Source organism: Streptomyces sp. NPDC037242 (genome assembly GCF_055604165.1).
Genome location: NZ_JBVJUY010000005.1, coordinates 212,734 through 233,569, shown reverse-complemented (window position 1 = coordinate 233,569; position 20,836 = coordinate 212,734). Strand labels below are relative to the sequence as shown.

Below are 20,836 nucleotides of genomic sequence, written 5' to 3'. Positions count from 1 at the left end.
ACGTACGGCCCTCAGACCAGCCGGCGGCCGTCCCGCACCAGTTCGCGGCCGGGAAGCTCGTTCACCTCGCGCCAGGCCTGGACGCGGCGCGGCGTGATGCGGAACCAGCGGTACGGGGTCGCGGACGCGCGCGGGTCGAAGCCGGTGCGTGCGGCGAACCGGTCGCCCCGCTCCCGCGGCAGCGCGTCGATCTCCAGGACCTCGACCTCGCCCTCGATCATGGACACGTCGCGGGTGTGGCCCAGCGCCAGGCGGGCGGCCCGGGTGGCGGCCAGGTTCCGGCCGGTCGGGCTGTCCGCCGGGGTGGCCACCAGCAGCGCCTCGCCGTCCCAGTCGAAGGACAGCGGCACCAGGTACGGCACGCCGTCCGCCGAGGCACTGGCCACCCAGACGTCGACGTCATGGGTGAGCCGGTGCTCGGTGTCGCGCATGCGCCGTTCGCGGGGACGGGGCGCGTCACCCGTCGGCTCGCCGCTCATCGGTCCTGGATCAGGCCGAGGACGTTGCCGTCGAGGTCGGTGACGGTGGCCACCAGCCGGCCGCCGCCGACGTCCTGCGCGGGCTGGCCCACGGAGGCGCCCGCGGCGGTCAGCTCGGCCACCTTCGCCTCGATGTCCGGGACGTGCCAGTAGGCCAGCGACGCGCTCAGGGCCTGCGGTCCGCCGTTCGGCACCAGCCCGATGTGCTGGCCCCCGGCCTCGAAGCCGACGTAGTACGGCGTGTCGGTCTGCGGCGCGACGCCGAGCAGGGCGGCGTACACGGCCTTGGCCTTCGCCAGGTCGGACACGGGGTGCAGCACGGTCTTGATCCCCTGGGTGGAAGAGCTGGTGGTCATGGTCACTCCTGTGTTCGCGAGTCGCGGGTCGCCGTCTCGGACCCGCTCCCTCTCTGTGGTCACAGGTTCTCCCGGCGGGAGGGCGGTCCGCCTCCGTGGTGACCACGGAGAGCACTACGGATAATGAGCCCGTGTCCAGTTCAGTGGTCTCGGCCCGGGAGGCCGAAGTGCTCGCGCTGCTCGGGGAGTTCCTCAGCAACGCGGAGATCGCCGCACGGCTCTTCCTCTCCGTGCGGACGGTCGAGTCGCACGTCTCGTCGCTGCTGCGCAAGCTGGAGGCGGCGGACCGGCGGGCGCTCTCGCGGCGCGCGGCCGAGCTCGTACGCGCCGAGCAGTCGCGCTCCGCGCCGGTGCTCCCGGAGCCGCTGACGGCGTTCGTCGGCCGGGCGCAGGAGCGCGGGGAGCTGGCCGAGGCGTTGAAGACGCACCGTCAGGTGACCGCGGTCGGTCCGGGCGGGGTGGGCAAGACGCGGCTCGCGCTGGCGGTCGCGGCGCAGACGGCGGGCGAGTTCGCCGACGGGGTGTGGTTCGTCGACCTGGTCCCGGTCACCGATCCGGCGCGGGTGGGGGCGGCGGTCGCGGCGGCCGCGGGTGTGGGCGAGCAGCCCGGGCGGGGCATCGACGACGCGGTGCTGGCCGCGCTGGCGGACCGGCAGGCGCTGCTGGTGCTGGACAACTGCGAGCAGGTGCTGGGCGGGGTGGCGCCGTTCCTGGAACGGCTGCTGACGGCCTGCCCCCGGGTGCGGGTGCTCGCGACGAGCCGGGCCCGGCTGATGGTGCCGTTCGAGTGGGTCTACCCGGTGCCGCCGCTGTCGCGGGCCGGCGGCGGCGAGTCGGACGCCGTGGCCCTGTTCATGGACCGGGCGGCGGCGGTCGGCCGGGCGCCGGATCCGACCGTGCGCGACCGGGTCGAGGCCATCTGCGAACGGCTCGACGGCATGGCGCTGGCGATCGAGCTGGCGGCGGCGCGGTGGCCGACGCTCGGGCCGGACGGGCTGGAGGCCGCGCTCTGCGACCCGCTGCGGTCCCTGGCCGGCGGATCCCGCGCCACCGACCGGCACCGGTCGGTGCGGACGGTGCTGGACTGGAGCCATGACCTGCTGGAGCCTCAGGAGCGGGCGCTGCTGCGGCGGGTGTCGGTGTTCGTCGCGCCGTTCACCGCCGGGGCGGCCGCCGAGGTCGCCGGGTTCGGGCCGCTGGATCCGGCGGCGGTGGCCGACGGGCTCGGCAGGCTCGCCGAGCAGAGCCTGCTCGCGGTGGAGCCGTACGCGGCCGGTACCCGGTACCGGGCGCTGGAGACCATCCGCCAGTACGGGACGGAGCGGCTCGCCGACGCGGGCGAGTCGGCGGAGGTCCGGTCCCGGCACCTGGGCTGGTGCGCGGCCGGTGCGGCCGCTCTCGGCGGGGCGGGTGCCGGCGGCCCCGGCTGGCGCGCCCGGTTCGACGCGGTGGCGGAGGACCTCCGCGCCGCCCTCGCCTGGGCCGCCGACCGCCCGGAGCGGCGCACGGACGCCTGCCGCCTCGCCTCGTCCACAGCCGCACTGGCCTTCACCCGCAACCTCCTGGGCGAGTCCCAACAACTCTACGAACGGACCGCCACCCTGGCCTCCGCGGGCGCCAAGGCCGAGGTCAGGGCGGGAGCCGGGGCCGAGGCCGCATCCGGAACCGGGTCTGGGGCCGGGGTGGCCGGGACCGAGGCCGCATCCGTGTCCGGGGCCGACGCCGCGGAGGCCGGGGCCGGGGCCGGAACCGGGGCCGGGGCCGACGCCGCGGAGGCCGGGGCCGGGGGTTACCTGGCTGCCGCCGGGGCGTTGCGGCGGGCCGCTGGGGTGGCCGGGTGTCGGAGGCTCGGGGACGACATGTACCGCCTGCACCGTGCCGCCGGGGAGGCCGCCCGGCGGGCCGGGGACACCGCGGGCGCCTGCCGCGACCTGGCGGCAGCCGCCACCGTCGCGTACCGCTTCTCCAGCGCGTTCGCGGTGGTTCCCCCCGCGGCCGAGGTGACCGCCCTGCTCGCGGCGGCGCGGAAGCTGTCCGGCGGCGACCCGGCTGCCGAGGCGGCCGTCGCGCTGGCGGAGGCGGCGGTGGTCGCGGACGCGTTCGGCGCGGTCCAGGGGGACTCGAACAACACGGCGGAGCAGACGGTGGCGTCCGCCGAGCGCGCGGTCGGGCTGGCCCGCCGCGCGGGCGACCCGGTGGCGGAGTCGGCCGCCCTCGACGCGCTCTCCGGTGCGCGGAGCTGGGTCGGCGAGGCCTTCGCCGCGGCTGAAGCGGCCCGGCGGCGGATCGACGTACTGGCTTCGGCGCCGCCCACCCCGGCCAGTACGCACGAGCTGACCGACGCCCTCGCCATGGCCGCCGGAACCGCCGTCGGCATCGGCGAGTTGCCGCAGGCCCGCCGGTGGGGCGGCCAGCTCGCCGACCAGCCGCTGCTGGCCGAGGCGGGCCACTACGCCACGTCCTGGCTCCTCGTCGCGGACGCGTTCGCGGGCCGCACCGAAGAGGTGCTCACCGGCAGCGTGAGGTTCCTCGACGCGTGGGAGCGCACCGGCCGCCAGCGCTCGTTCTCGCTCGGCCCGGCCGCCGCCTCGGTCGCGATGGTCCACGGCCTGCGCGGCGACCGCGCCGCCCGTACGGCCTGGCTCGCGGTCGTCGACGAGGCGGGCACCGCACCGGAGCACCGCCACGGCTACGGCGCGGTCTTCGACGCCATGGTCCTGCTCCACCAAGGGGACGCGGCGGCGGCCCTGGAGCGGCTCGCGCCGGAGCCGGACCGGGTGTGGAAGTGGGTCAGCTGGATCTGGCTGCACTGGTACGTGGCGCTCCGCGCGGAGGCCTCGGTACTCGCCGGCCACCCGGACGCCCGCCGCCGGATCGACGCCGCCCGCCCCGTGGTCGCCGGCAACCCGGTGGCCACCGCCCAACTGGACCGGGCCCTGGCCTTGCTCGACGACGACCTGCCGCGCCTGCTGACCACGGCGGAGTCCTTCGCCGCGGCCGGCTGCCCCTACCAGTCGGCGCGCACGCTCCTGCTGTCCGGCGCCGAACACACCGAGACGGGCGCGGCCGCCCTCAAGGCCCTCGGCCTGGCCCCCACGACTGTCGGGTAGTTCACACGGCGCCGCCCGAAGCAGCCCGAAAACGAAACGGTGCCCCGCCCGACAAGGCCGGGCGAGGCACCGAATCAGCCAGGCGCAACGTTTCTGCTGACCTGAACCGCAGTGGGGCGGGTGGGACTCGAACCCACGGCCGACGGATTATGAGTCCGCTGCTCTAACCGGCTGAGCTACCGCCCCTTCACGGCGTGGCGCGTACATGTGTGCGCGCCGTCTGCCGCAGCATAGCCGCTCATACGATCTCCTGCTCCGGATGCCTCGCATGATCGGCTTCGCCTTCTCAGAGAGACCGCTCTGAGTGCTGCCCGGTTCCAGGAGCAGGGCAAAAAAGAAAAGGACCCACCTGGGGTCCTCGTTCTTTCTTGCTCCCCCGACTGGACTCGAACCAGTAACCTGCCGATTAACAGTCGGCTGCTCTGCCAATTGAGCTACAGGGGACCGAGCTCCCCCGACTGGACTCGAACCAGTAACCTGCCGATTAACAGTCGGCTGCTCTGCCAATTGAGCTACAGGGGATTGCTGCGGTGCGCCGAACAGCCCACCTCCGGCCTGTGCCGGGGGGCGAGTGCCCGTTGCGAGTCATAGATTAGCGCAAGCAGGGGGGTGCTCCGCCAATCGGTATCGACAGCAGGCCGGGCACCACACGACGAGAGGTGACAGGCATGCGGTACAAGGTCACGTTCGCGGTCGGACTGGCCCTCGGGTACGTGCTCGGGACCCGGGCCGGGCGCGAGCGGTACGAGCAGCTGAAGAAGTCCGCCCGGGAGCTCGCGCAGAACCCCGCGGTGCGCAACGCCGCCGAGACGGCCGGGCAGAGCGGGCGGGAGTTCGCGGGCAAGGCCTTCGCCGCCGTGAGCGACCGGGTCGGCGACGCGGTGCCGGCTTCCCTCGCCGGGCGCGTACGGGGACTGCGCGAGCGGGTCGGGGGCGGCGCGGGCGAGGACGACTGGGGTACGAGCAACACCTGACGGGCCCGGCAACCTCATACGGGCACCGGCGGGCGCCCACGAGACCTACGAGCACTTCCGCCGCCTCTGGGCGGCGGAAGTTCGCCGGGCGTGCGGCAGAATTCTCCGCATGGGGATAGTCGCCGGGCTGGACAGCTCTTCCGCCTTCACTCGCATAGTCGTCTGTGACGCCGAGACGGGCGCCGTGCTGCGCCAGGGGTACGCACCCCATCCGCAGCCCGCCGGCGAGGCCGTTCCCCACGAAACCGATCCACAGGCGTGGCTGCTCTCGCTCGGCGAGGCCGCCGGCGGCGGGCTCCTCGAAGGGGTCCAGGCCATCGGGGTCTCCGCGCAGCAGCACGGCGTGATCCCGCTGGACGCGCAGGGCGGGCTCGTCCGCCCGGCCCTGGTCGGCAACGACAAGCGCGGGCAGGTCGCCGCCGCCGACCTCATCGAGCGGCTCGGCGGCCGGCAGGCCTGGGCCGAGGCCGTGGGCTCCGTCCCGCACTCCGCGCAGCCCGTCGCGAAGCTGGCCTGGCTGGCCCGCGCCGAGCCGGAGTCGGCCCGGCGGGTGGCCGTGGTGATGTCCCCGCACGACTGGCTGGTGTGGCAGCTGCTGGGCCGGCCGGCCCGGCGCACCACCGACCGGGGCGGCGCCTCCGGGACCGGGTACTGGTCGACCGCCACCGGCACCTGGCGCCCCGACCTGGTCGAGCTGGCGCTCGGGCACCAGGCGCTGCTGCCCGAGGTGCTCGGCCCGGCCGACGCCGCCGGGACCACGCCCGAGGGGCTGCTGATCTCCGCGGGCACCGGCGAGACCATGGCCGCGGCCCTCGGGCTCGGGCTGGGCCGCGGCGACGCGGTGGTCTCGCTGGGGGCCTCCGGGTCGGTGATGGCCGTGCACCACGAGGCGCTGTCGGAGCCCGGCGGTCTGATCACCTCCCTCGCCGACGCCGGCGGCATGCACCTGCCGGTGGTGAACACCTCCAACGCGGTACGGGCCCTGCGCGGCACCGCCGAGCTGCTGGGGACCGACCTGGAGGGGCTGAGCGCGCTCGCGCTGAAGTCGACGCCGGGCGCGCACGGACTCGTACTCCTGCCGTACCTGGAGGGCGAGCGGACGCCGAACCTGCCGCACACCGCCGGAACCCTGTCCGGGCTGCGGCGGGACTCGATGAAGCCGGAGCACCTGGCCCGGGCGTCCTTCGAGGGCATGCTGTGCGGGCTGGTGGACGCGCTCGACGTACTGCGCAGCCGCGGGGTGGAGATCCGGCGGGTGTTCCTGCTGGGCGCGGCGGCCGAACTGCCCGCCGTACAGGCCTTCGCGCCGGGGCTGTTCGGCACGCAGGTCGTCGTACCGGCGCCGGCCGACTACGCGGCGCTGGGCGCGGCGCGCCAGGCGGCGTGGGCGCTGGGCGTGGCCCGGGGCACGCTCGCCCCGCACACCCCGCCGGTGTGGCCGGCCCCGGCGGCGCAGGTCTTCGAGCCGGACGAGGAGTTCCCGGCGTGGCAGGGCGTGCGCCAGCAGTACATCGCGACGCGGGAGCAGATCCACCCGGGCGCGTTCTAGTGCTGTGACCGCGAAGGCTCACCAGGGCGTGTTCTCGGCCCCGGCACCAGGGCCGGCGGAGGCGGCCTAGGGACCGGGCGGGGCGCCTACTCCTTTTGACCGGCCTTTGCGAAAACCGCTGGGGTTCGGGGCTCCTGTTGGCTGAAGATGGGTTGAACCCCTCGATCTTGCCGACCGGAGCCTACGCGTGCTCATACGACTTCTGCGGACCCATCTGGGCCCGTACCGGAAACCCATCGCCGTGCTGGTCCTGCTTCAGCTGCTGCAGACCAGCGCGACCCTCTACCTGCCCACGCTGAACGCGGACATCATTGACAACGGTGTCGTCAACGGCGACACCGGCTACATCCTGCGCTTCGGCACCCTGATGCTCGGCGTCTCGCTCGTCCAGCTCGTCTGCAACGTCGGCGCCGTCTACTTCGGCGCCCGCACCTCGGCCGCCGTCGGCCGGGACATCCGGGCCGCCGTCTTCGACCGCGTGCAGAGCTTCTCGGCGCGCGAGCTCGGCCACTTCGGCGCCCCGTCGCTGATCACCCGTACGACGAACGACGTCCAGCAGATCCAGATGCTGGTGCTGATGACCTTCACCCTGATGGTCTCGGCGCCGATCATGTGCGTCGGCGGCATCTTCATGGCGCTCTCGCTCGACGTGAAGCTGTCGAGCGTGCTCCTCGCCGTCGTCCCCGTCCTCGGTGTGTCGGTCGGCGCGATCGTCTTCCGTACGCGGCCGCTGTTCCGGCAGATGCAGGAGCGCCTGGACACCGTGAACCGGGTGCTGCGCGAGCAGATCACCGGCAACCGCGTGATCCGCGCCTTCATCCGCGACGGATACGAGAAGGATCGGTTCCGCGACGCGAACGCGGACCTCACCGGCGTCTCGCTGGCGGCCGGCAAGCTCCTCGCCCTGATGTTCCCCACCGTCATCGTGGTCGTGAACATCTCCAGCGTCGCCGTCATCTGGTTCGGCGCGATGCGCGTCGACAGCGGCGGCATGGAGATCGGCCAGCTGACGGCCTTCCTCGCCTACCTGCTGCAGATCGTCATGTCCGTGATGATGGCCACCTTCATGTTCATGATGGTGCCGCGCGCCGAGGTCTGCGCCGAGCGCGTCCAGGAGGTCCTGGACACCGAGTCGAGCGTGGTCCCGCCCACCGATCCGGTGCGCGAGCTCTCCCGGCGCGGGCAGTTGGAGCTGCGCGGCGCCGACTTCCGCTATCCGGGCGCCGAGGCCCCGGTGCTGCGCGGGGTGGACCTGGTGGCCCGTCCCGGCGAGACGACCGCGGTGATCGGCTCCACCGGCAGCGGCAAGTCCACGCTGCTGGGCCTGGTCCCCCGGCTGTTCGACGCGACCGGCGGCGAAGTGCTGGTCGACGGGGTGGACGTACGCGGCCTCGACCCGGAGCTGCTCGCGCGGACGGTCGGCATGGTCCCGCAGAAGCCGTACCTCTTCTCCGGAACCGTCGCCTCCAACCTGCGCTACGGGCGCCCCGGGGCCACCGACGAGGAGCTGTGGCACGCCTTGGAGGTGGCCCAGGCCAAGGGCTTCGTCTCCGAGCTGGAGGGCGGGCTCGACGCGCCCGTCTCCCAGGGCGGAACCAATGTCTCCGGCGGCCAGCGCCAGCGTCTGGCCATCGCCCGCACGCTCGTGCAGCGCCCGGAGATCTACCTCTTCGACGACTCCTTCTCGGCCCTGGACTACGCGACGGACGCGGCGCTGCGCTCGGCGCTGGCCCGCGAGACCGAGGACGCGACGGTGGTCATCGTGGCCCAGCGGGTGTCGACCATCCGCGACGCCGACCGGATCATCGTCCTCGACGAGGGCCAGGTCGTGGGCGAGGGGCGCCATCACGAGCTGATGGCCGGCAATGAGACCTACCGGGAGATCGTGCTCTCCCAGCTGACGGAGGCGGAGGCCGCATGAGCGGGCCCGGAGGACGGATGATGATGGGGCCGGGCCAGCGGTCCCTGGACTTCAAGGGCTCGGGGAAGCGGCTGCTGGGCCAGATCGCCCAGGACCGGGTCAAGATCTGGGGCATGGTGGCCGCCGTCGTCGGCAGCGTCGCCTTCACGGTGATCGGGCCGAAGATCCTCGGCAAGGCCACCGACCTCGTCTTCGCGGGGATCGTGGGCCGCCAGATGCAGGCGGGGACCACGAAGGAGCAGGCGCTCCAGGGGCTGCGCGACCGCGGTGAGGGCGGGATGGCGGACATGCTGTCCGGCACCGACTTCACCCCCGGCAAGGGCATCGACTTCGGCGCCGTCGGGGTCGTGGCGATCTGGGCGCTCGTCGTCTTCACCTTGGCGGGCCTGCTGATGCTGGTCGCGACGCGGCTGTCGAACCACGTCATGAACGGCACCGTGTACCGGATGCGCGAGGAGCTCCAGGCGAAGCTGTCGCGGCTGCCGCTGTCGTACTTCGACGGGCAGAAGCGCGGCGAGGTGCTCAGCCGGGCCACGAACGACATCGACAACATCGGGCAGACGCTCCAGCAGACGATGGGGCAGCTGCTCAACTCGCTGCTGACGATCGTCGGCGTGCTGGCGATGATGTTCTGGATCTCGCCGCTGCTGGCGCTGGTCGCGCTGGTGTCCGTACCGGTCTCGATCTACGTCGCGGCGAAGATCGGCAAGAAGTCTCAGCCGCAGTTCGTGGCGCAGTGGAAGTCCACGGGCGCGCTCAACGCGCACGTGGAGGAGATGTACTCGGGCCACACGCTGGTCAAGGTGTTCGGGCGGCAGAAGGAGTCCGCGGCCCTCTTCGCCGAGCAGAACGAGGCGCTGTTCCGGGCCTCCTTCAAGGCGCAGCTGGTCAGCGGCATCATGCAGCCGGTGATGCTGTTCATCTCGAACATCAACTACGTGCTGATCGCGGTCGTCGGCGGGCTCCGGGTCGCCTCGGGCACCCTGTCGATCGGTGACGTGCAGGCCTTCATCCAGTACTCGCGCCAGTTCTCGATGCCGCTGACGCAGGTCGCCTCGATGGCGAACCTGGTGCAGTCGGGCGTCGCCTCGGCCGAGCGGGTCTACGAGCTGCTGGACGCGGAGGAGCAGGAGCCGGACGCCGAGGTTCCGGAGCGTCCGGAGGAGCTGCTCGGGCAGGTCACCTTCGAGAAGGTGGCGTTCCGCTACGAGCCGGACAAGCGGCTGATCGAGGACCTCTCGCTCACCGTCAAGCCCGGCCAGACGGTCGCGATCGTCGGCCCCACGGGCGCCGGCAAGACCACGCTGGTCAACCTCCTCATGCGGTTCTACGAGGTCACGGGCGGCCGGATCGCCCTCGACGGGGTGGACATCGCGAGGATGACCCGCGAGGAGCTGCGCGGCAGCATCGGCATGGTCCTCCAGGACACCTGGCTGTTCGGCGGCACGATCGCCGAGAACATCGCCTACGGTGCCTCGCGCGAGGTCACGCGCGCCGAGATCGAGGGGGCGGCGCGGGCCGCGCACGCGGACCGCTTCATCCGCACCCTGCCGGACGGCTACGACACCGTGCTGGACGACGAGGGCGCGGGCGTCAGCGCCGGCGAGAAGCAGCTGATCACCATCGCCCGGGCGTTCCTGTCGGACCCGGTGATCCTGGTGCTCGACGAGGCGACGAGCTCGGTGGACACCCGTACCGAGGTGCTGATCCAGAAGGCGATGGCGCGCCTCGCGCACGGCCGTACGTCCTTCGTGATCGCGCACCGGCTGTCCACCATCCGCGACGCGGACCTGATCCTGGTGATGGAGAACGGTTCGATCGTGGAGCAGGGCACGCACGAGGGGCTGCTGGACTCGGACGGCGCCTACGCGCGGCTGTACGCGGCGCAGTTCGCGCAGGCGGTCGCCGAGGTCGACTGACCGGTCGGGTCGCAACACTGCGGGGGTGCCCTCATGCGGGGGCACCCCTTCCCGTTTCCCGTCTCAGTCGAGGTATCCCCGTAGCTGGTCGGCGAAGGCGTGGTCGCGCAGCTTGTTGAGGGTCTTGGACTCGATCTGGCGGATCCGTTCGCGGGTCACGCCGAAGATCCGCCCGATCTCCTCCAGGGTGCGCGGCCGCCCGTCGGCGAGCCCGTACCGCAGCTGGACGACCTTGCGCTCGCGCTCGCCGAGGGTGGACAGGACGGCTTCCAGGTGCTCGCGCAGCAGGAAGAACGCGGCCGACTCCACGGGTGAGGCGGCGTCCCCGTCCTCGATCAGGTCCCCGAGCGCCACGTCGTCCTCCTCGCCGACCGGCGCGTGGAGGGAGACCGGTTCCTGGGCGAGGCGCAGCACTTCGAGGACCCGCTCGGGGGTCAGCTCCAGGTGGACCGCGACTTCCTCGGCGGTGGGCTCGTACCCGCGCTCCTGGAGCATGCGGCGCTGGACGCGGACGACGCGGTTGATCAGTTCGACGACATGGACCGGCACGCGGATGGTCCGGGCCTGGTCGGCGAGGGCCCGGGACATCGCCTGGCGGATCCACCAGGTGGCGTAGGTGGAGAACTTGTAGCCGCGGGCGTAGTCGAACTTCTCAACGGCCCGGATGAGGCCGAGGTTTCCCTCCTGGACGAGGTCCAGCATGGTGAGTCCGCGGCCGACGTAGCGCTTCGCGACGGAGACGACGAGCCGCAGGTTCGACTCGATGAGGCGGCGCTTGGCCATCCGGCCCATGACGACGAGTTTGTCGAGGTCGAGGGTGAGCTGGAGGTCGAGGGCGGCGCCGCTGCCGAGTTTCTCCTCGGCGAACAGGCCGGCTTCCACGCGCCGCGCGAGCTCGACCTCCTCGACGGCGGTGAGGAGCGGGATCCTGCCTATCTCGCGCAGGTACTGCCGGAACAGGTCGGCGGAGGGTCCCGCCCCGCCCGTCCCCTCGGTACCGCGCTTTCGCTGCGGCGGCACCTGTTGCTCGATCAACTCCAGGACCTCGGGCTCCTCGGGCTCCTCGTCCACGGCATCGGCCTCTGCCTCGGGCTCTTCGGCCGTGGCGGCGTCGGCGGGCGGGCTCGCGTTGACGGTCAGGATCTGGGTCTGCACGGGGGCGACCTCCAGGGCTCCGAGGACGGGGGCACCGCACCTCAGTGTGGGGTACGACACATCGCTGCCACGAGGGGCGTGCGAGCACTTTCTGAGTCCGCAGTGTGACCGGATGGTTACCCCCCGGCGAGAACCCCGATGCGGATCGGACGCATGTCCGAGAAGATCAATGCCATGTCCGACTACGAAACCCACGTCACGGTGCGCTGCCCCGACCCCGCGGAGCTGGCGCGGCTCGAAGCGTGGGCCGGCGGGCGGGAGTTGAAGGTCACGCACATCGTGCTGGCCCGGGGCCGGATGGTGTCGCAGCCGATGCTGACCCTGCCCGGGCGTACGGGGCACCGGGCACTGGTGGCCCGACTGCGGGCGGCGGGCTTCGACCCGGTCCGGGTCAAGGTGGAGACCGTGCCCTGGACGACGGACCTGCCGGGCCCGGGCGGCGGCTACTTCGAGCACCACCTCAAGCTGCGGCTCCCGGCGGACTGGGACCGCCCGGCGCTGGAGTCCCTGGTCACTCCGCACGGGGCGCACCTGTCGTGGAACGCCCGCCGCGTCCTGCCCGGGTCCCGGCACGAGCGCTTCGTGACGCAGCGCCACCCCGGCCCGGCCGCGCAGGCGGCGGCCGCGTGCGACGCGCTGCTCGCGGCGCTGGCGGGGGCCGGGCACGAAATCCGCTCGGAGGAGCGGGAGTTCGTGCTGTACGACAGTGACCTGTCGGTGGACGACGGGTGGATCGAGCAGGGAGCTGTCCGATGACGTGGCGGGACTTCGACTGGCGCAGCGCCGAGCTCCCCCGTGAGCAGTTGGATGAGGAGACGCGACGTGAGCGCGGCCTTCCGCTGACTCTGCGGCCGGTGGCGGGCTGGGACGTCCGCCAGCGAGCCGTCTTCGACCCCTCGCTGAAGTCGTTCCCGCGGGCCTACCGGGGCGGCGACCCGGTCTTCGACGACCCGGCGAGGACGGCCGCGTGGCTGGCGGCACGGCGGGCGGCGATGGACGCCGTGCTGCTGGCCGTCTCCCGGTCGCCGTGGGTGGACTCGCTCGTCCTACGGGGCAGTGTGCTGCTGGCCGACTGGTTCGGGGAGGCGGCCAGGGAACCCGGTGACCTGGACTTCGTCGTCGTACCGCGGAGTTGGGACATCGGCGACGGGCGGACCGCGAGGATGCTGGAGGAGATCGCCGCCGGTGCGGCGGGTCGGGCCGGGGTCAAGGAGTCGGGCGCGGTCTGCGAACGCATCTGGACGTACGACCGGGTGCCCGGGCTGCGGATGGTGCTGCCCTGGCAGGTGCCGGGGCTGCCGACCGGGCAGGTGCAGCTGGACTTCGTCTTCAACGAGCCGTTGCCCGCCGGGCCCGAACCGGTGGAACTGGCCTGCGGGGCCCTGGTCCTGGCGGCCTCACCGGCGCTCTCGCTGGCCTGGAAGCTGCTGTGGCTCGTCACCGACGTGCATCCGCAGGGCAAGGACCTCTACGACGCGGTCCTGCTCGCAGAGCGCTTCCCCCTGCCGTACGTGCTGCTGCGGGACGTGTTCCGCCTGGCGGGACAATGGCCGATGGCGACCCGGGATGTGAAGCTCCAGGACTTCGCGAACCTGTTCACGGGCGGACCCGAGGGTACCGAGTGGCAGCACTTCGAGACGGAGTACCCGGACCTGGCCCGGGCGGGCGAGGCGTCGTTCGCCGAACGTCTGGTCGAGGCCCTGCTCCCGACGTTCGAGCCGGCCTAGACCGGCTCGACGCGGACCGCGCAGACCTTGAACTCCGGCATCCGCGAGACGGGGTCCAGGGCCGGGTTGGTCAGGGAGTTCGCGCGGCCCTCGCCCGGCCAGTGGAACGGCATGAAGACCGTGTCCGCGCGGATGGCGTCCGTGATGCGGGCCGGGGCGACGGCGCGGCCGCGGCGGGAGGTGACCGCGAGCGGCTCGCCCTCGACCGCGCCGATACGGGCCGCGAGGCGCGGGTGGAGCTCCACGAACGGGCCGGGCGCGGCCTCGTTGAGCTCCTCGACGCGCCTGGTCTGCGCGCCCGACTGGTACTGGGCGACGACCCGTCCGGTGGTGAGCAGGAGCGGGTACTGCGCGTCCGGGACCTCGGCGGCGTCGCGGTGGCAGGCGGCGCTGAAGCGCGCCCGGCCGTCCTCCGTGGCGAAGGCTTCGAGGAAGAGCCGCCGGGTGCCCGAGGAGCCTTCCGGGCAGGGCCAGAAGACGCCCTGCTCGGCCTCGATGCGGGCGTAGGAGATCCCGGAGTAGTCCGCCGGGCCGCCGGCCGAGGCGCGCCGCAGTTCCTCGAAGACCTCCTCGGGGGCGGTCGGGAAGCCCTTCTCGACGCCCAGCCGGGCCGCGAGGCCGTGCAGGACGTCCAGGTCGCTGCGCACGCCCGGCGGCGGTGAGAGGGCCCGGCGGCGCAGCAGGACGCGTCCCTCCAGGTTTGTGGTGGTGCCGGTCTCCTCCGCCCACTGGGTGACCGGCAGGACCACGTCGGCGAGGGCCGCCGTCTCCGAGAGGACCACGTCGGCGACCGCGAGGAAGTCCAGCGAGCGGATGCGGTCCTCGATGTGCCCGGCGCGCGGGGCGGAGACCACCGGGTTGGACCCCATCAGGAGCAGGGCCTTCACGTCGGTGCCGAGCGCGTCGAGGAGTTCGTACGCGCTGCGGCCCGGGCCGGGGAGGGTGTCGGGGTCGACGCCCCAGACCCCGGCGACGTGGGCCCGCGCCGCCGGGTCGGTGAGTTTGCGGTAGCCGGGGAGCTGGTCGGCCTTCTGGCCGTGTTCGCGTCCGCCCTGGCCGTTGCCCTGGCCGGTGAGGCACCCGTATCCGGAGAACGGCCGGCCGGCGCGGCCGGTGGCGAGGCAGAGGTTGATCCAGGCGCCGACGGTGTCGGTGCCCTTGGACTGCTGCTCGGGGCCGCGGGCGGTGAGGACCATCGCGGAGGAGGGGGCGCAGAACATCTCCACCGCCTCGCGGAGCCTGGGCACGGGGATGCCGGTGATCCGCTCCACCAGCTCCGGCCAGTGCGTCATGGCGGCCGCCCGGGCCTCCTCCCAGCCGGTGGTGCGCTCGGCGATGAACTCCTCGTCGGTGTGCCCCTGGGCCACGACCAGGTGCAGCAGGCCCAGGGCGAGCGCGAGGTCGGTGCCCGGGCGGGGGGCGAGGTGCAGGTCGGCCTGCTCGGCGGTCCGCGTGCGGCGCGGGTCCACCACGATCAACGTTCCGCCGTTCTCGCGCAGTTCCCGGAAGAAGCGCAGGGCGGGAGGCATGGTCTCGGCGAGGTTGGAGCCGACGAGGATCACGCAGCCGGTCCGGGGGATGTCCTCCAGCGGGAAGGGCAGCCCCCGGTCGAGCCCGAAGGCCCGCTGGTGCGCGGCGGCGGCCGATGACATGCAGAAGCGGCCGTTGTAGTCGATCTGCGAGGTCCGCAGGGCGACCCGGGCGAACTTGCCGAGGGCGTACGCCTTCTCGTTGGTCAGTCCTCCCCCGCCGAACACGCCGACCGCGTCCGGTCCGTGCGACCGCTGCGTGCGGGCGAGCCCCTCGGCGACGGCGTCGAGCGCCTCCTCCCAGGTGGCCGGCTCCAGCCGCCCTGCGTGGGTGCGGACGAGCGGCTCGGTCAGGCGTACCCGGGAGGAGAGCACGGCGGGGGCGGTGCGGCCCTTTCCGCAGAGCGCGCCCCGGTTCACGGGGAAGTCCCGCTCCTCCACCGTCACTCCCCGGCCGCCCGGCTCGGGACGGAGGTTCATGCCGCACTGCAGCGCGCAGTACGGGCAGTGCGTGGCGGTGGCGGCTGATTCCGGGGTGTGCATGACGCCAGCGTGCGTCGCCGGTGTTACGAAGGCCGCCGCCCCGCGTTACGGCTCGGGGTTCTCGACCTCAGCGCGCCCCGCCGCCCCCGGTGAGGCGGCCGGGCGGGCGGGCTCGGGACCGCGGGACATCCCCTACTGGCCGGTGAGGTGCCTGGCGGTCAGTCCGGCGGTCCAGCCGCCGTCCACCGCGAGCTCGGCGCCCGTCATGTATCCGGCGGCGTCGGAGAGGAGGAAGGCGACCGCCGCCGCGACCTCCTCGGGCAGGCCCACGCGGCCCATCGGGGCGCCGGGGTAGTTGCCCTCGCCGGCCCGGATGCCGATCGGGGCGGTCATCGGGGTGAGCGTCATGCCGGGGTGGACGGAATTGACGCGGATCCGGGCCTCGGCGAGCTCGACCGCGCCGATCTTGGACAGGCCGCGCACGCCCCACTTGGAGGCGCCGTATCCGGCGGTGAGCGCGAGGCCTGTCAGCCCGGCGGCGGAGGAGATGTTGACGATGGAGCCGCCGCCGTTCGCGCGCAGCAGCGGGATCGCGGTCTTGATGCCGATGAACACGCCGACGAGGTTCGTTTCGACGACCCGGCGGAAGTACTCGACGCTCTCGTGCTCCAGGAGCTGGCCGGTGGCGATGCCGGCGTTGTTGACGAGGCCGTCGATCCGGCCGAACTCGGCGACGGCGTGGTCGAGGGCGGCCTGCCAGTCGGCCTCGCTGGTCACGTCGTGCCGCAGGAAGCGGGCCGCGCCGCCCAGCTTCGCGGCGGTCTCGGCGCCCTCCGCCTCCAGCACGTCGGTGATCAGCACCCGGCCGCCGCCGTCGACCACGGCCCGTGCGGCCGCGGCTCCCAGGCCCCGGGCGCCGCCGGTGATGACGACGGCCTTGCCGCTCAGATCCACAACGGCCACGGTTCACACCCCATCGGTATATGACTGATCGGCATAGGCTGAGCGCGGCGTCAGTCTGCCAGAGCGGCCAGGGCCCGCGACACCCCTTCCTCCTTGGGCCCGAGGAACCGCGGCTGCGGCTTGAAGACCGCGTCCACGGCCGCCTTGCCGGACGCGAAGACCTCGCGGGCGCCGCCGTAGTACCAGGTCGCGTCGTGTACGTCGGCCACCCCGACCCCGTAGGAGTCCAGGCCCGCGGCCCGGCACAGGGCGACGGCCCGGCGGATGTGGAAGCCCTGGCTGATCAGCACCGCCCGCCGCACCCCGAAGATCTCCCGGGCCCGGACGCAGGAGTCCCAGGTGTCGAAGCCGGCGAAGTCGCTGACGATCCGCCCGTCCGGCACCCCGTGCCCCGTCAGGTACGCGCGCATCGCGTCGGGCTCGTCGTACTCGGTACGGCTGTTGTCCCCGGTGACCAGCACCACCTTGACCTTGCCTGCGCGGTAGAGCTCGACGGCGGCGTCGAGCCGGTCGGCCAGGTAGGGCGTGGGCCGGCCGTTCCACAGGCCCGCGCCGAAGACCACGGCCACCTCGGCGGCGGGCGCGTCGGCCGTGGTGCGCAGGCGCGGGGCGGCCGCCGTGTGCGTCCACGCCGAGGGGAGCAGCGCCAGCACGCAGGCCGCCATCACGGCCTGCACGGCGCGCCGCCGGGCCCGCACGGTGCGCGGGAACGACAGCCGGGGCAGCAGCCTCGGCGGCAGCAGGGCCCGCGCCCCGCTCGCGGTCCTGTCCGGGCGCGGTCTGAGGCGCGGTCCGAGGCGCGGTCTGCGCATGGCGGTTCCCCCTGGTCGTACGTGCGGTGCCGGGCGCCGCCTCCGGCCATCGCCCCGCAGGTCAGGACGCCGGCGGCGCGCACGCGGTTTCAGCCGCCGGGCGCGCGCCGCGCGCACCCCCGGCGCCCCGCTCCGGTGAGGAGGTGGAAAACACCCGTCACCCCGGCGCAACGCCCACGCAACCTGCGCCCCGCAGGATCGGTTCATGACGGAGCTGGTGCACCCTCCCGAGTCCCTGTCCCTCCCGCTTCCCCCCGCCACCACCGCGGAGCTGCTGTCGCGGATCACCGCCCAACTCGGCACGCAGCTCAGCGGTCTGCGCCCGCCCCGGTCACGGCCCCGAGAGCACGGAGTCCCCGCATGCAGCCCACCCTCGTCGCCGTGGCCCACGGCAGCCGCGACCCCCGCGCGCTCGACACCGCCCTCGCGCTCCTGGAGCGGGTCCGCGAGCTCCGCCCGCGCCTCGACGTCCGGCTCGGGCACATAGAGCTGAACCGGCCGCTGCTCGGCGACACCCTGCAGGACACCTCCGGATCGGCCGTCCTCCTACCGCTGCTCCTGGGGCGCGGTACCCACGTCAAGCGCGACCTCCCGGCCGCCGCCGCCCGCGCCCGGCACCTGCGCACCCGTATCGCCGCCCCGCTCGGGCCGCACCCGCTGCTCGTCGAGGCCCTGTACGAGCGGCTCCTGGAGGCCGGCTGGACCCCGGGCACGGCGGTCGTACTGGCCGCCGCCGGGTCCCGCGACCCCGACTCCGCCGCCGACACCGGCCGCACCGCCGCCCTGCTCGGCGAGCGCCTCGGCGGGGTGCCCGTCGTACCGGCCTACGCCTCCGCGGCCCCCGCCGTGCCCGAAGCCCTGCGGGCGCTCGCCGCCCGGGGCCACCACCGGCCCGCGGTCGCCTCGTACTTCACCGCGCCGGGCCGGTTCGCCACCCAGTGCGCGGCCGCCGCGCCCGGTCCGGCCGCCGCGCCGCTTGGCGCCCACCCGGCGCTGGCCCGGCTGCTCGTACAGCGCTACGAAGAGGCGCTCGCCCACCCGGGCCACCCGCTGGAACTGGCCACCGCCTCCCTCGCATAAAGACCGCGTTGGTTCGGATTGCTCGGATTGTCGGTGTCTCCGGTTAACGTCTGAGCATGGAAGGCACAGCGCACGCCCCCGCATCCGACCACGCACCCGACCACGCCTCCGAGGCCTACGCCCCGGCCGACACCGAGCGCTGGGCCGCGGAGCCCGACAAACGCCCCGGCCGCACCGCCTTCCAGCGCGACCGCGCCCGCGTGCTGCACTCCGCCTCGCTGCGCCGGCTCGCCGGGAAGACCCAGGTCGTCACCCCCGGCACCCGGTCGTACGACTGGGACGCGAGCCCTCGTACGCGGCTCACGCACTCCCTGGAGTGCGCACAGGTCGGCCGCGAGCTCGGCGCCGCCCTCGGCTGCGACCCCGACCTGGTCGAGGCCGCCTGCCTCTCGCACGACATGGGCCACCCGCCGTTCGGGCACAACGGCGAGGAAGCGCTCAACGAATTCGCCAAGGACTGCGGCGGCTTCGAGGGCAACGCCCAGTCGCTGCGGCTGCTGACCCGGCTGGAGCCCAAGCGGTTCGTGCCGGACCCGGCGAGCGGCACCCTCGTCAGCGTCGGCCTGAACCTGACCCGGGCGAGTCTGGACGCGGCCACCAAGTACCCCTGGGCCCGCGGGGGCCACCCCACCGACCCCGGTTCTGTGAAGTTCGGCGCGTACGACGACGACCTGCCGGTCTTCGAGTGGCTGCGCCGCGGCGCACCGGCGGACCGCAAGTGCTTCGAGGCCCAGGTCATGGACTGGGCCGATGACGTGGCGTACTCCGTCCACGACTTCGAGGACGGCCTGCACGCGGGCCACCTCGACCCCAACCTGCTCTTCGCCGAGCCCGAGCGCACCGCCATCTGGCAGGTCGCCATCGGCCGCTACGTGCCGGCCGACACCGAGCCCGAGGAGCTCCGCGAGGCGCTGGACCGGCTGATGGAGCAGGAGTGGTGGCCGCACGGGTACGACGGCTCGGCCGTGGCCCAGGCCCGGCTGAAGGACGCCACGAGCCAGCTGATCGGCCACTTCTGCCTGGCCGCCGAGGGCGCCACCCGCGAGGCGTACGGCTCCGGCCGCCTCACCCGGTACGCGGCCGAGCTGGTGGTCCCGCGCGAGGCGCGCAACGAGTGCGCGGTCCTCAAGGCCGTCGCCGACCTGTACGTCATGCAGCGCGACGAACAGGAGCGGCTGCGCGCCGACCAGCGCATCGTCCTGGCCGAACTCGCGGAGGCGCTCCTGGCCCGCGCGCCCGAGGGCCTGGACCCGCAGTTCCGGGCGATCTTCGATGCCGCGCCGGACGACAAGGCCCGCAAACGCGCGGTCATCGACCAGATCGCGGCCCTCACCGACGCCTCCGCGCGCTCCTTGCACGCGCGCCTCATGCTGCGCACGCGACGCGCCGAAGGGTGAGCTGATCGGGCCACTCCCCCTTCACGCGGCAGGCTCAGTGCGGGACGCTCGCATGTGGTCGCATGTGGCGGAGAGGTTATGAGGAGGCATCAGGTGGTCGACGCACACCGGACATTCGTCATCGTCGGCGCAGGGCTCGCCGGGGCAAAGGCGGCCGAAACGCTGAGGTCGGAGGGGTTCACGGGGCGGGTGATCCTGATCGGCGACGAGCGCGACCATCCCTACGAACGGCCCCCGCTGTCCAAGGGGTACCTGACGGGGAAGGAAGAGCGCGACAGCGTCTTCGTGCACGAGGCGTCCTGGTACGCGCGCTCCGACATCGAGCTGCACCTCGGCCAGCCGGCGGTCCAGCTGGACCGGGAGGCCAAGAAGGTGGTCCTCGGCGACGGCACGGCGCTGCACTACGACAAGCTGCTGCTGGCCACCGGCGCCGAGCCGCGGCGTCTGGACATCCCCGGCACGGACCTGGTCGGGGTGCACCACCTGCGGCGGCTCGCGCACGCCGAGCGGCTGCGCAAGGCGCTGGCGGGCCTGGGCCGGGACAACGGCCACCTGCTCATCGCGGGCGCCGGATGGATCGGCCTGGAGGTCGCCGCGGCGGCCCGCGGGTACGGGGCCGAGGTCACCGTGGTCGAGCCGGAGGCCACCCCGCTGCACGCGGTGCTGGGTCCGGAGGTCGGCCGGCTGTTCGGGGACCTGCACACCGAGCACGGGGTGCGCTTCCACTTCGGGTCCCGCCTCACCGAGATCGTCGGGCACGACGGCATGGTGCTGGCCGCCCGTACCGACGACGGCGAGGAGCACCCGGCGCACGCCGTCCTCGCGGCGATCGGTGCCGCGCCGCGGACCGCGCTCGCCGAGAACTCCGGGCTCGCCCTGGTGGACCGGCAGCACGGCGGCGGCATCGCCGTGGACGAGTCGCTGCGCACCTCCGACCCGGACGTGTTCGCCGTCGGGGACGTGGCCGCGGCCCACCACCCGATGCTCGGGACGCGGCTGCGGGTCGAGCACTGGGCCAACGCGCTCAACGGCGGCCCGGCCGCGGCGCGGGCGATGCTGGGGCAGGGGGTCAGCTACGACCGGGTGCCGTACTTCTTCTCCGACCAGTACGACGTGGGCCTGGAGTACTCCGGGTACGCCCCGCCGGGCGGCTACGACCAGGTGCTGATCCGCGGCGACGTGGCCAAGCGGGAGTTCATCGCCTTCTGGCTCTCGGACGGGCGGGTGCTGGCCGGGATGAACGTCAATGTGTGGGACGTCACCGAGCACATCCAGGCCCTGATCAGGTCGAAGGCGGCGGTCAACCGCGAGGCGCTGGCGGACCCGTCGGTTCCGCTGGCCTCGCTGGTTCCGGCGGAGGGGGCCTGACAGGTTTGCCGGTG

At 73.5% G+C, this 20,836-nt stretch carries 15 protein-coding genes, 3 tRNA genes and 1 pseudogene; 10 read left to right on the top strand and 9 right to left on the bottom strand.

Annotated elements, in window-relative coordinates:
• Positions 1-11: 11 nt before the first annotated feature.
• Complete coding sequence (locus ACZ7GJ_RS09220) at positions 12-479, bottom strand: pyridoxamine 5'-phosphate oxidase family protein (protein ID WP_470750514.1); 468 nt, start codon at positions 477-479, stop codon at positions 12-14.
• Positions 476-835, bottom strand: coding sequence for a VOC family protein (locus ACZ7GJ_RS09215; protein WP_470750513.1), 360 nt, complete (start codon positions 833-835; stop codon positions 476-478). Before ACZ7GJ_RS09215 ends, ACZ7GJ_RS09220 begins: the two co-directional genes overlap by 4 nt.
• Positions 836-966: 131 nt before the next feature.
• On the opposite strand from ACZ7GJ_RS09215, the gene ACZ7GJ_RS09210 reads away from it, so the two are divergent.
• Positions 967-3,945, top strand: coding sequence for an ATP-binding protein (locus ACZ7GJ_RS09210; RefSeq protein ID WP_470750512.1), 2,979 nt, complete (start codon positions 967-969; stop codon positions 3,943-3,945).
• Between the two features lie 112 nt (positions 3,946-4,057).
• On the opposite strand, the gene ACZ7GJ_RS09205 is transcribed toward ACZ7GJ_RS09210, so the two are convergent.
• The 3 genes from ACZ7GJ_RS09205 to ACZ7GJ_RS09195 form a co-directional block, all read right to left on the bottom strand.
• Positions 4,058-4,131 (bottom strand) — tRNA-Ile (locus ACZ7GJ_RS09205).
• A 185-nt stretch (positions 4,132-4,316) separates the two neighbouring features.
• A tRNA-Asn gene (locus ACZ7GJ_RS09200) sits at positions 4,317-4,389 on the bottom strand.
• 5 nt (positions 4,390-4,394) lie between these two features.
• Positions 4,395-4,467, bottom strand: a tRNA-Asn gene (locus ACZ7GJ_RS09195).
• A 146-nt stretch (positions 4,468-4,613) separates the two neighbouring features.
• Between ACZ7GJ_RS09195 and ACZ7GJ_RS09190 the strand changes: the two genes are divergently transcribed.
• From ACZ7GJ_RS09190 to ACZ7GJ_RS09175, 4 genes are all read left to right on the top strand, one after another.
• Positions 4,614-4,919, top strand: coding sequence for a YtxH domain-containing protein (locus ACZ7GJ_RS09190; protein ID WP_365924685.1), 306 nt, complete (start codon positions 4,614-4,616; stop codon positions 4,917-4,919).
• 109 nt (positions 4,920-5,028) lie between these two features.
• Positions 5,029-6,468: an FGGY family carbohydrate kinase gene (locus ACZ7GJ_RS09185; RefSeq protein ID WP_470750511.1), complete on the top strand. Its 1,440-nt coding sequence runs from the start codon at positions 5,029-5,031 to the stop codon at positions 6,466-6,468.
• A 187-nt stretch (positions 6,469-6,655) separates the two neighbouring features.
• A complete protein-coding gene (locus ACZ7GJ_RS09180) occupies positions 6,656-8,389 on the top strand; it encodes an ABC transporter ATP-binding protein (protein WP_470750510.1) in 1,734 nt (577 codons plus the stop codon).
• Positions 8,386-10,308, top strand: a complete 1,923-nt coding sequence (locus tag ACZ7GJ_RS09175) for an ABC transporter ATP-binding protein (protein ID WP_470750509.1) — start codon at positions 8,386-8,388, stop codon at positions 10,306-10,308. The genes ACZ7GJ_RS09180 and ACZ7GJ_RS09175 overlap by 4 nt, the downstream gene beginning before the upstream one ends.
• Positions 10,309-10,371: 63 nt before the next feature.
• Here ACZ7GJ_RS09175 and ACZ7GJ_RS09170 read toward each other — a convergent pair whose 3' ends face one another.
• Positions 10,372-11,523 (bottom strand): RNA polymerase sigma factor, encoded by a 1,152-nt coding sequence (locus tag ACZ7GJ_RS09170; RefSeq protein WP_470750508.1) that lies wholly within the window; start codon positions 11,521-11,523, stop codon positions 10,372-10,374.
• A gap of 93 nt (positions 11,524-11,616) precedes the next feature.
• Between ACZ7GJ_RS09170 and ACZ7GJ_RS09165 the strand changes: the two genes are divergently transcribed.
• Both ACZ7GJ_RS09165 and ACZ7GJ_RS09160 read left to right on the top strand, forming a co-directional pair.
• Complete coding sequence (locus ACZ7GJ_RS09165; RefSeq protein WP_470750507.1) at positions 11,617-12,219, top strand: hypothetical protein; 603 nt, start codon at positions 11,617-11,619, stop codon at positions 12,217-12,219.
• Positions 12,216-13,190, top strand: coding sequence for a nucleotidyl transferase AbiEii/AbiGii toxin family protein (locus tag ACZ7GJ_RS09160; protein ID WP_470750506.1), 975 nt, complete (start codon positions 12,216-12,218; stop codon positions 13,188-13,190). Before ACZ7GJ_RS09165 ends, ACZ7GJ_RS09160 begins: the two co-directional genes overlap by 4 nt.
• On the opposite strand, the gene ACZ7GJ_RS09155 is transcribed toward ACZ7GJ_RS09160, so the two are convergent.
• From ACZ7GJ_RS09155 to ACZ7GJ_RS09145, 3 genes are all read right to left on the bottom strand, one after another.
• Positions 13,187-15,262 (bottom strand): molybdopterin oxidoreductase family protein, encoded by a 2,076-nt coding sequence (locus tag ACZ7GJ_RS09155; RefSeq protein WP_470750505.1) that lies wholly within the window; start codon positions 15,260-15,262, stop codon positions 13,187-13,189. The two genes, ACZ7GJ_RS09160 and ACZ7GJ_RS09155, sit on opposite strands and share 4 nt — an antisense overlap.
• Positions 15,263-15,394: 132 nt before the next feature.
• Positions 15,395-16,165 (bottom strand): SDR family oxidoreductase, encoded by a 771-nt coding sequence (locus tag ACZ7GJ_RS09150; RefSeq protein WP_470750504.1) that lies wholly within the window; start codon positions 16,163-16,165, stop codon positions 15,395-15,397.
• A 50-nt stretch (positions 16,166-16,215) separates the two neighbouring features.
• The gene (locus ACZ7GJ_RS09145) at positions 16,216-16,977 is read right to left on the bottom strand and encodes a SanA/YdcF family protein (RefSeq protein ID WP_470750503.1); all 762 of its coding nucleotides are present in this window, start codon (positions 16,975-16,977) and stop codon (positions 16,216-16,218) included.
• Positions 16,978-17,182: 205 nt separating this feature from the next.
• On the opposite strand from ACZ7GJ_RS09145, the pseudogene ACZ7GJ_RS09140 reads away from it, so the two are divergent.
• From ACZ7GJ_RS09140 to ACZ7GJ_RS09130, 3 genes and pseudogenes are all read left to right on the top strand, one after another.
• A pseudogene (locus ACZ7GJ_RS09140) lies at positions 17,183-18,057 on the top strand (sirohydrochlorin chelatase).
• Between the two features lie 56 nt (positions 18,058-18,113).
• Complete coding sequence (locus tag ACZ7GJ_RS09135) at positions 18,114-19,454, top strand: deoxyguanosinetriphosphate triphosphohydrolase (protein ID WP_470750502.1); 1,341 nt, start codon at positions 18,114-18,116, stop codon at positions 19,452-19,454.
• 93 nt (positions 19,455-19,547) lie between these two features.
• Positions 19,548-20,822: an NAD(P)/FAD-dependent oxidoreductase gene (locus tag ACZ7GJ_RS09130; protein ID WP_470750501.1), complete on the top strand. Its 1,275-nt coding sequence runs from the start codon at positions 19,548-19,550 to the stop codon at positions 20,820-20,822.
• Positions 20,823-20,836 lie beyond the last annotated feature (14 nt).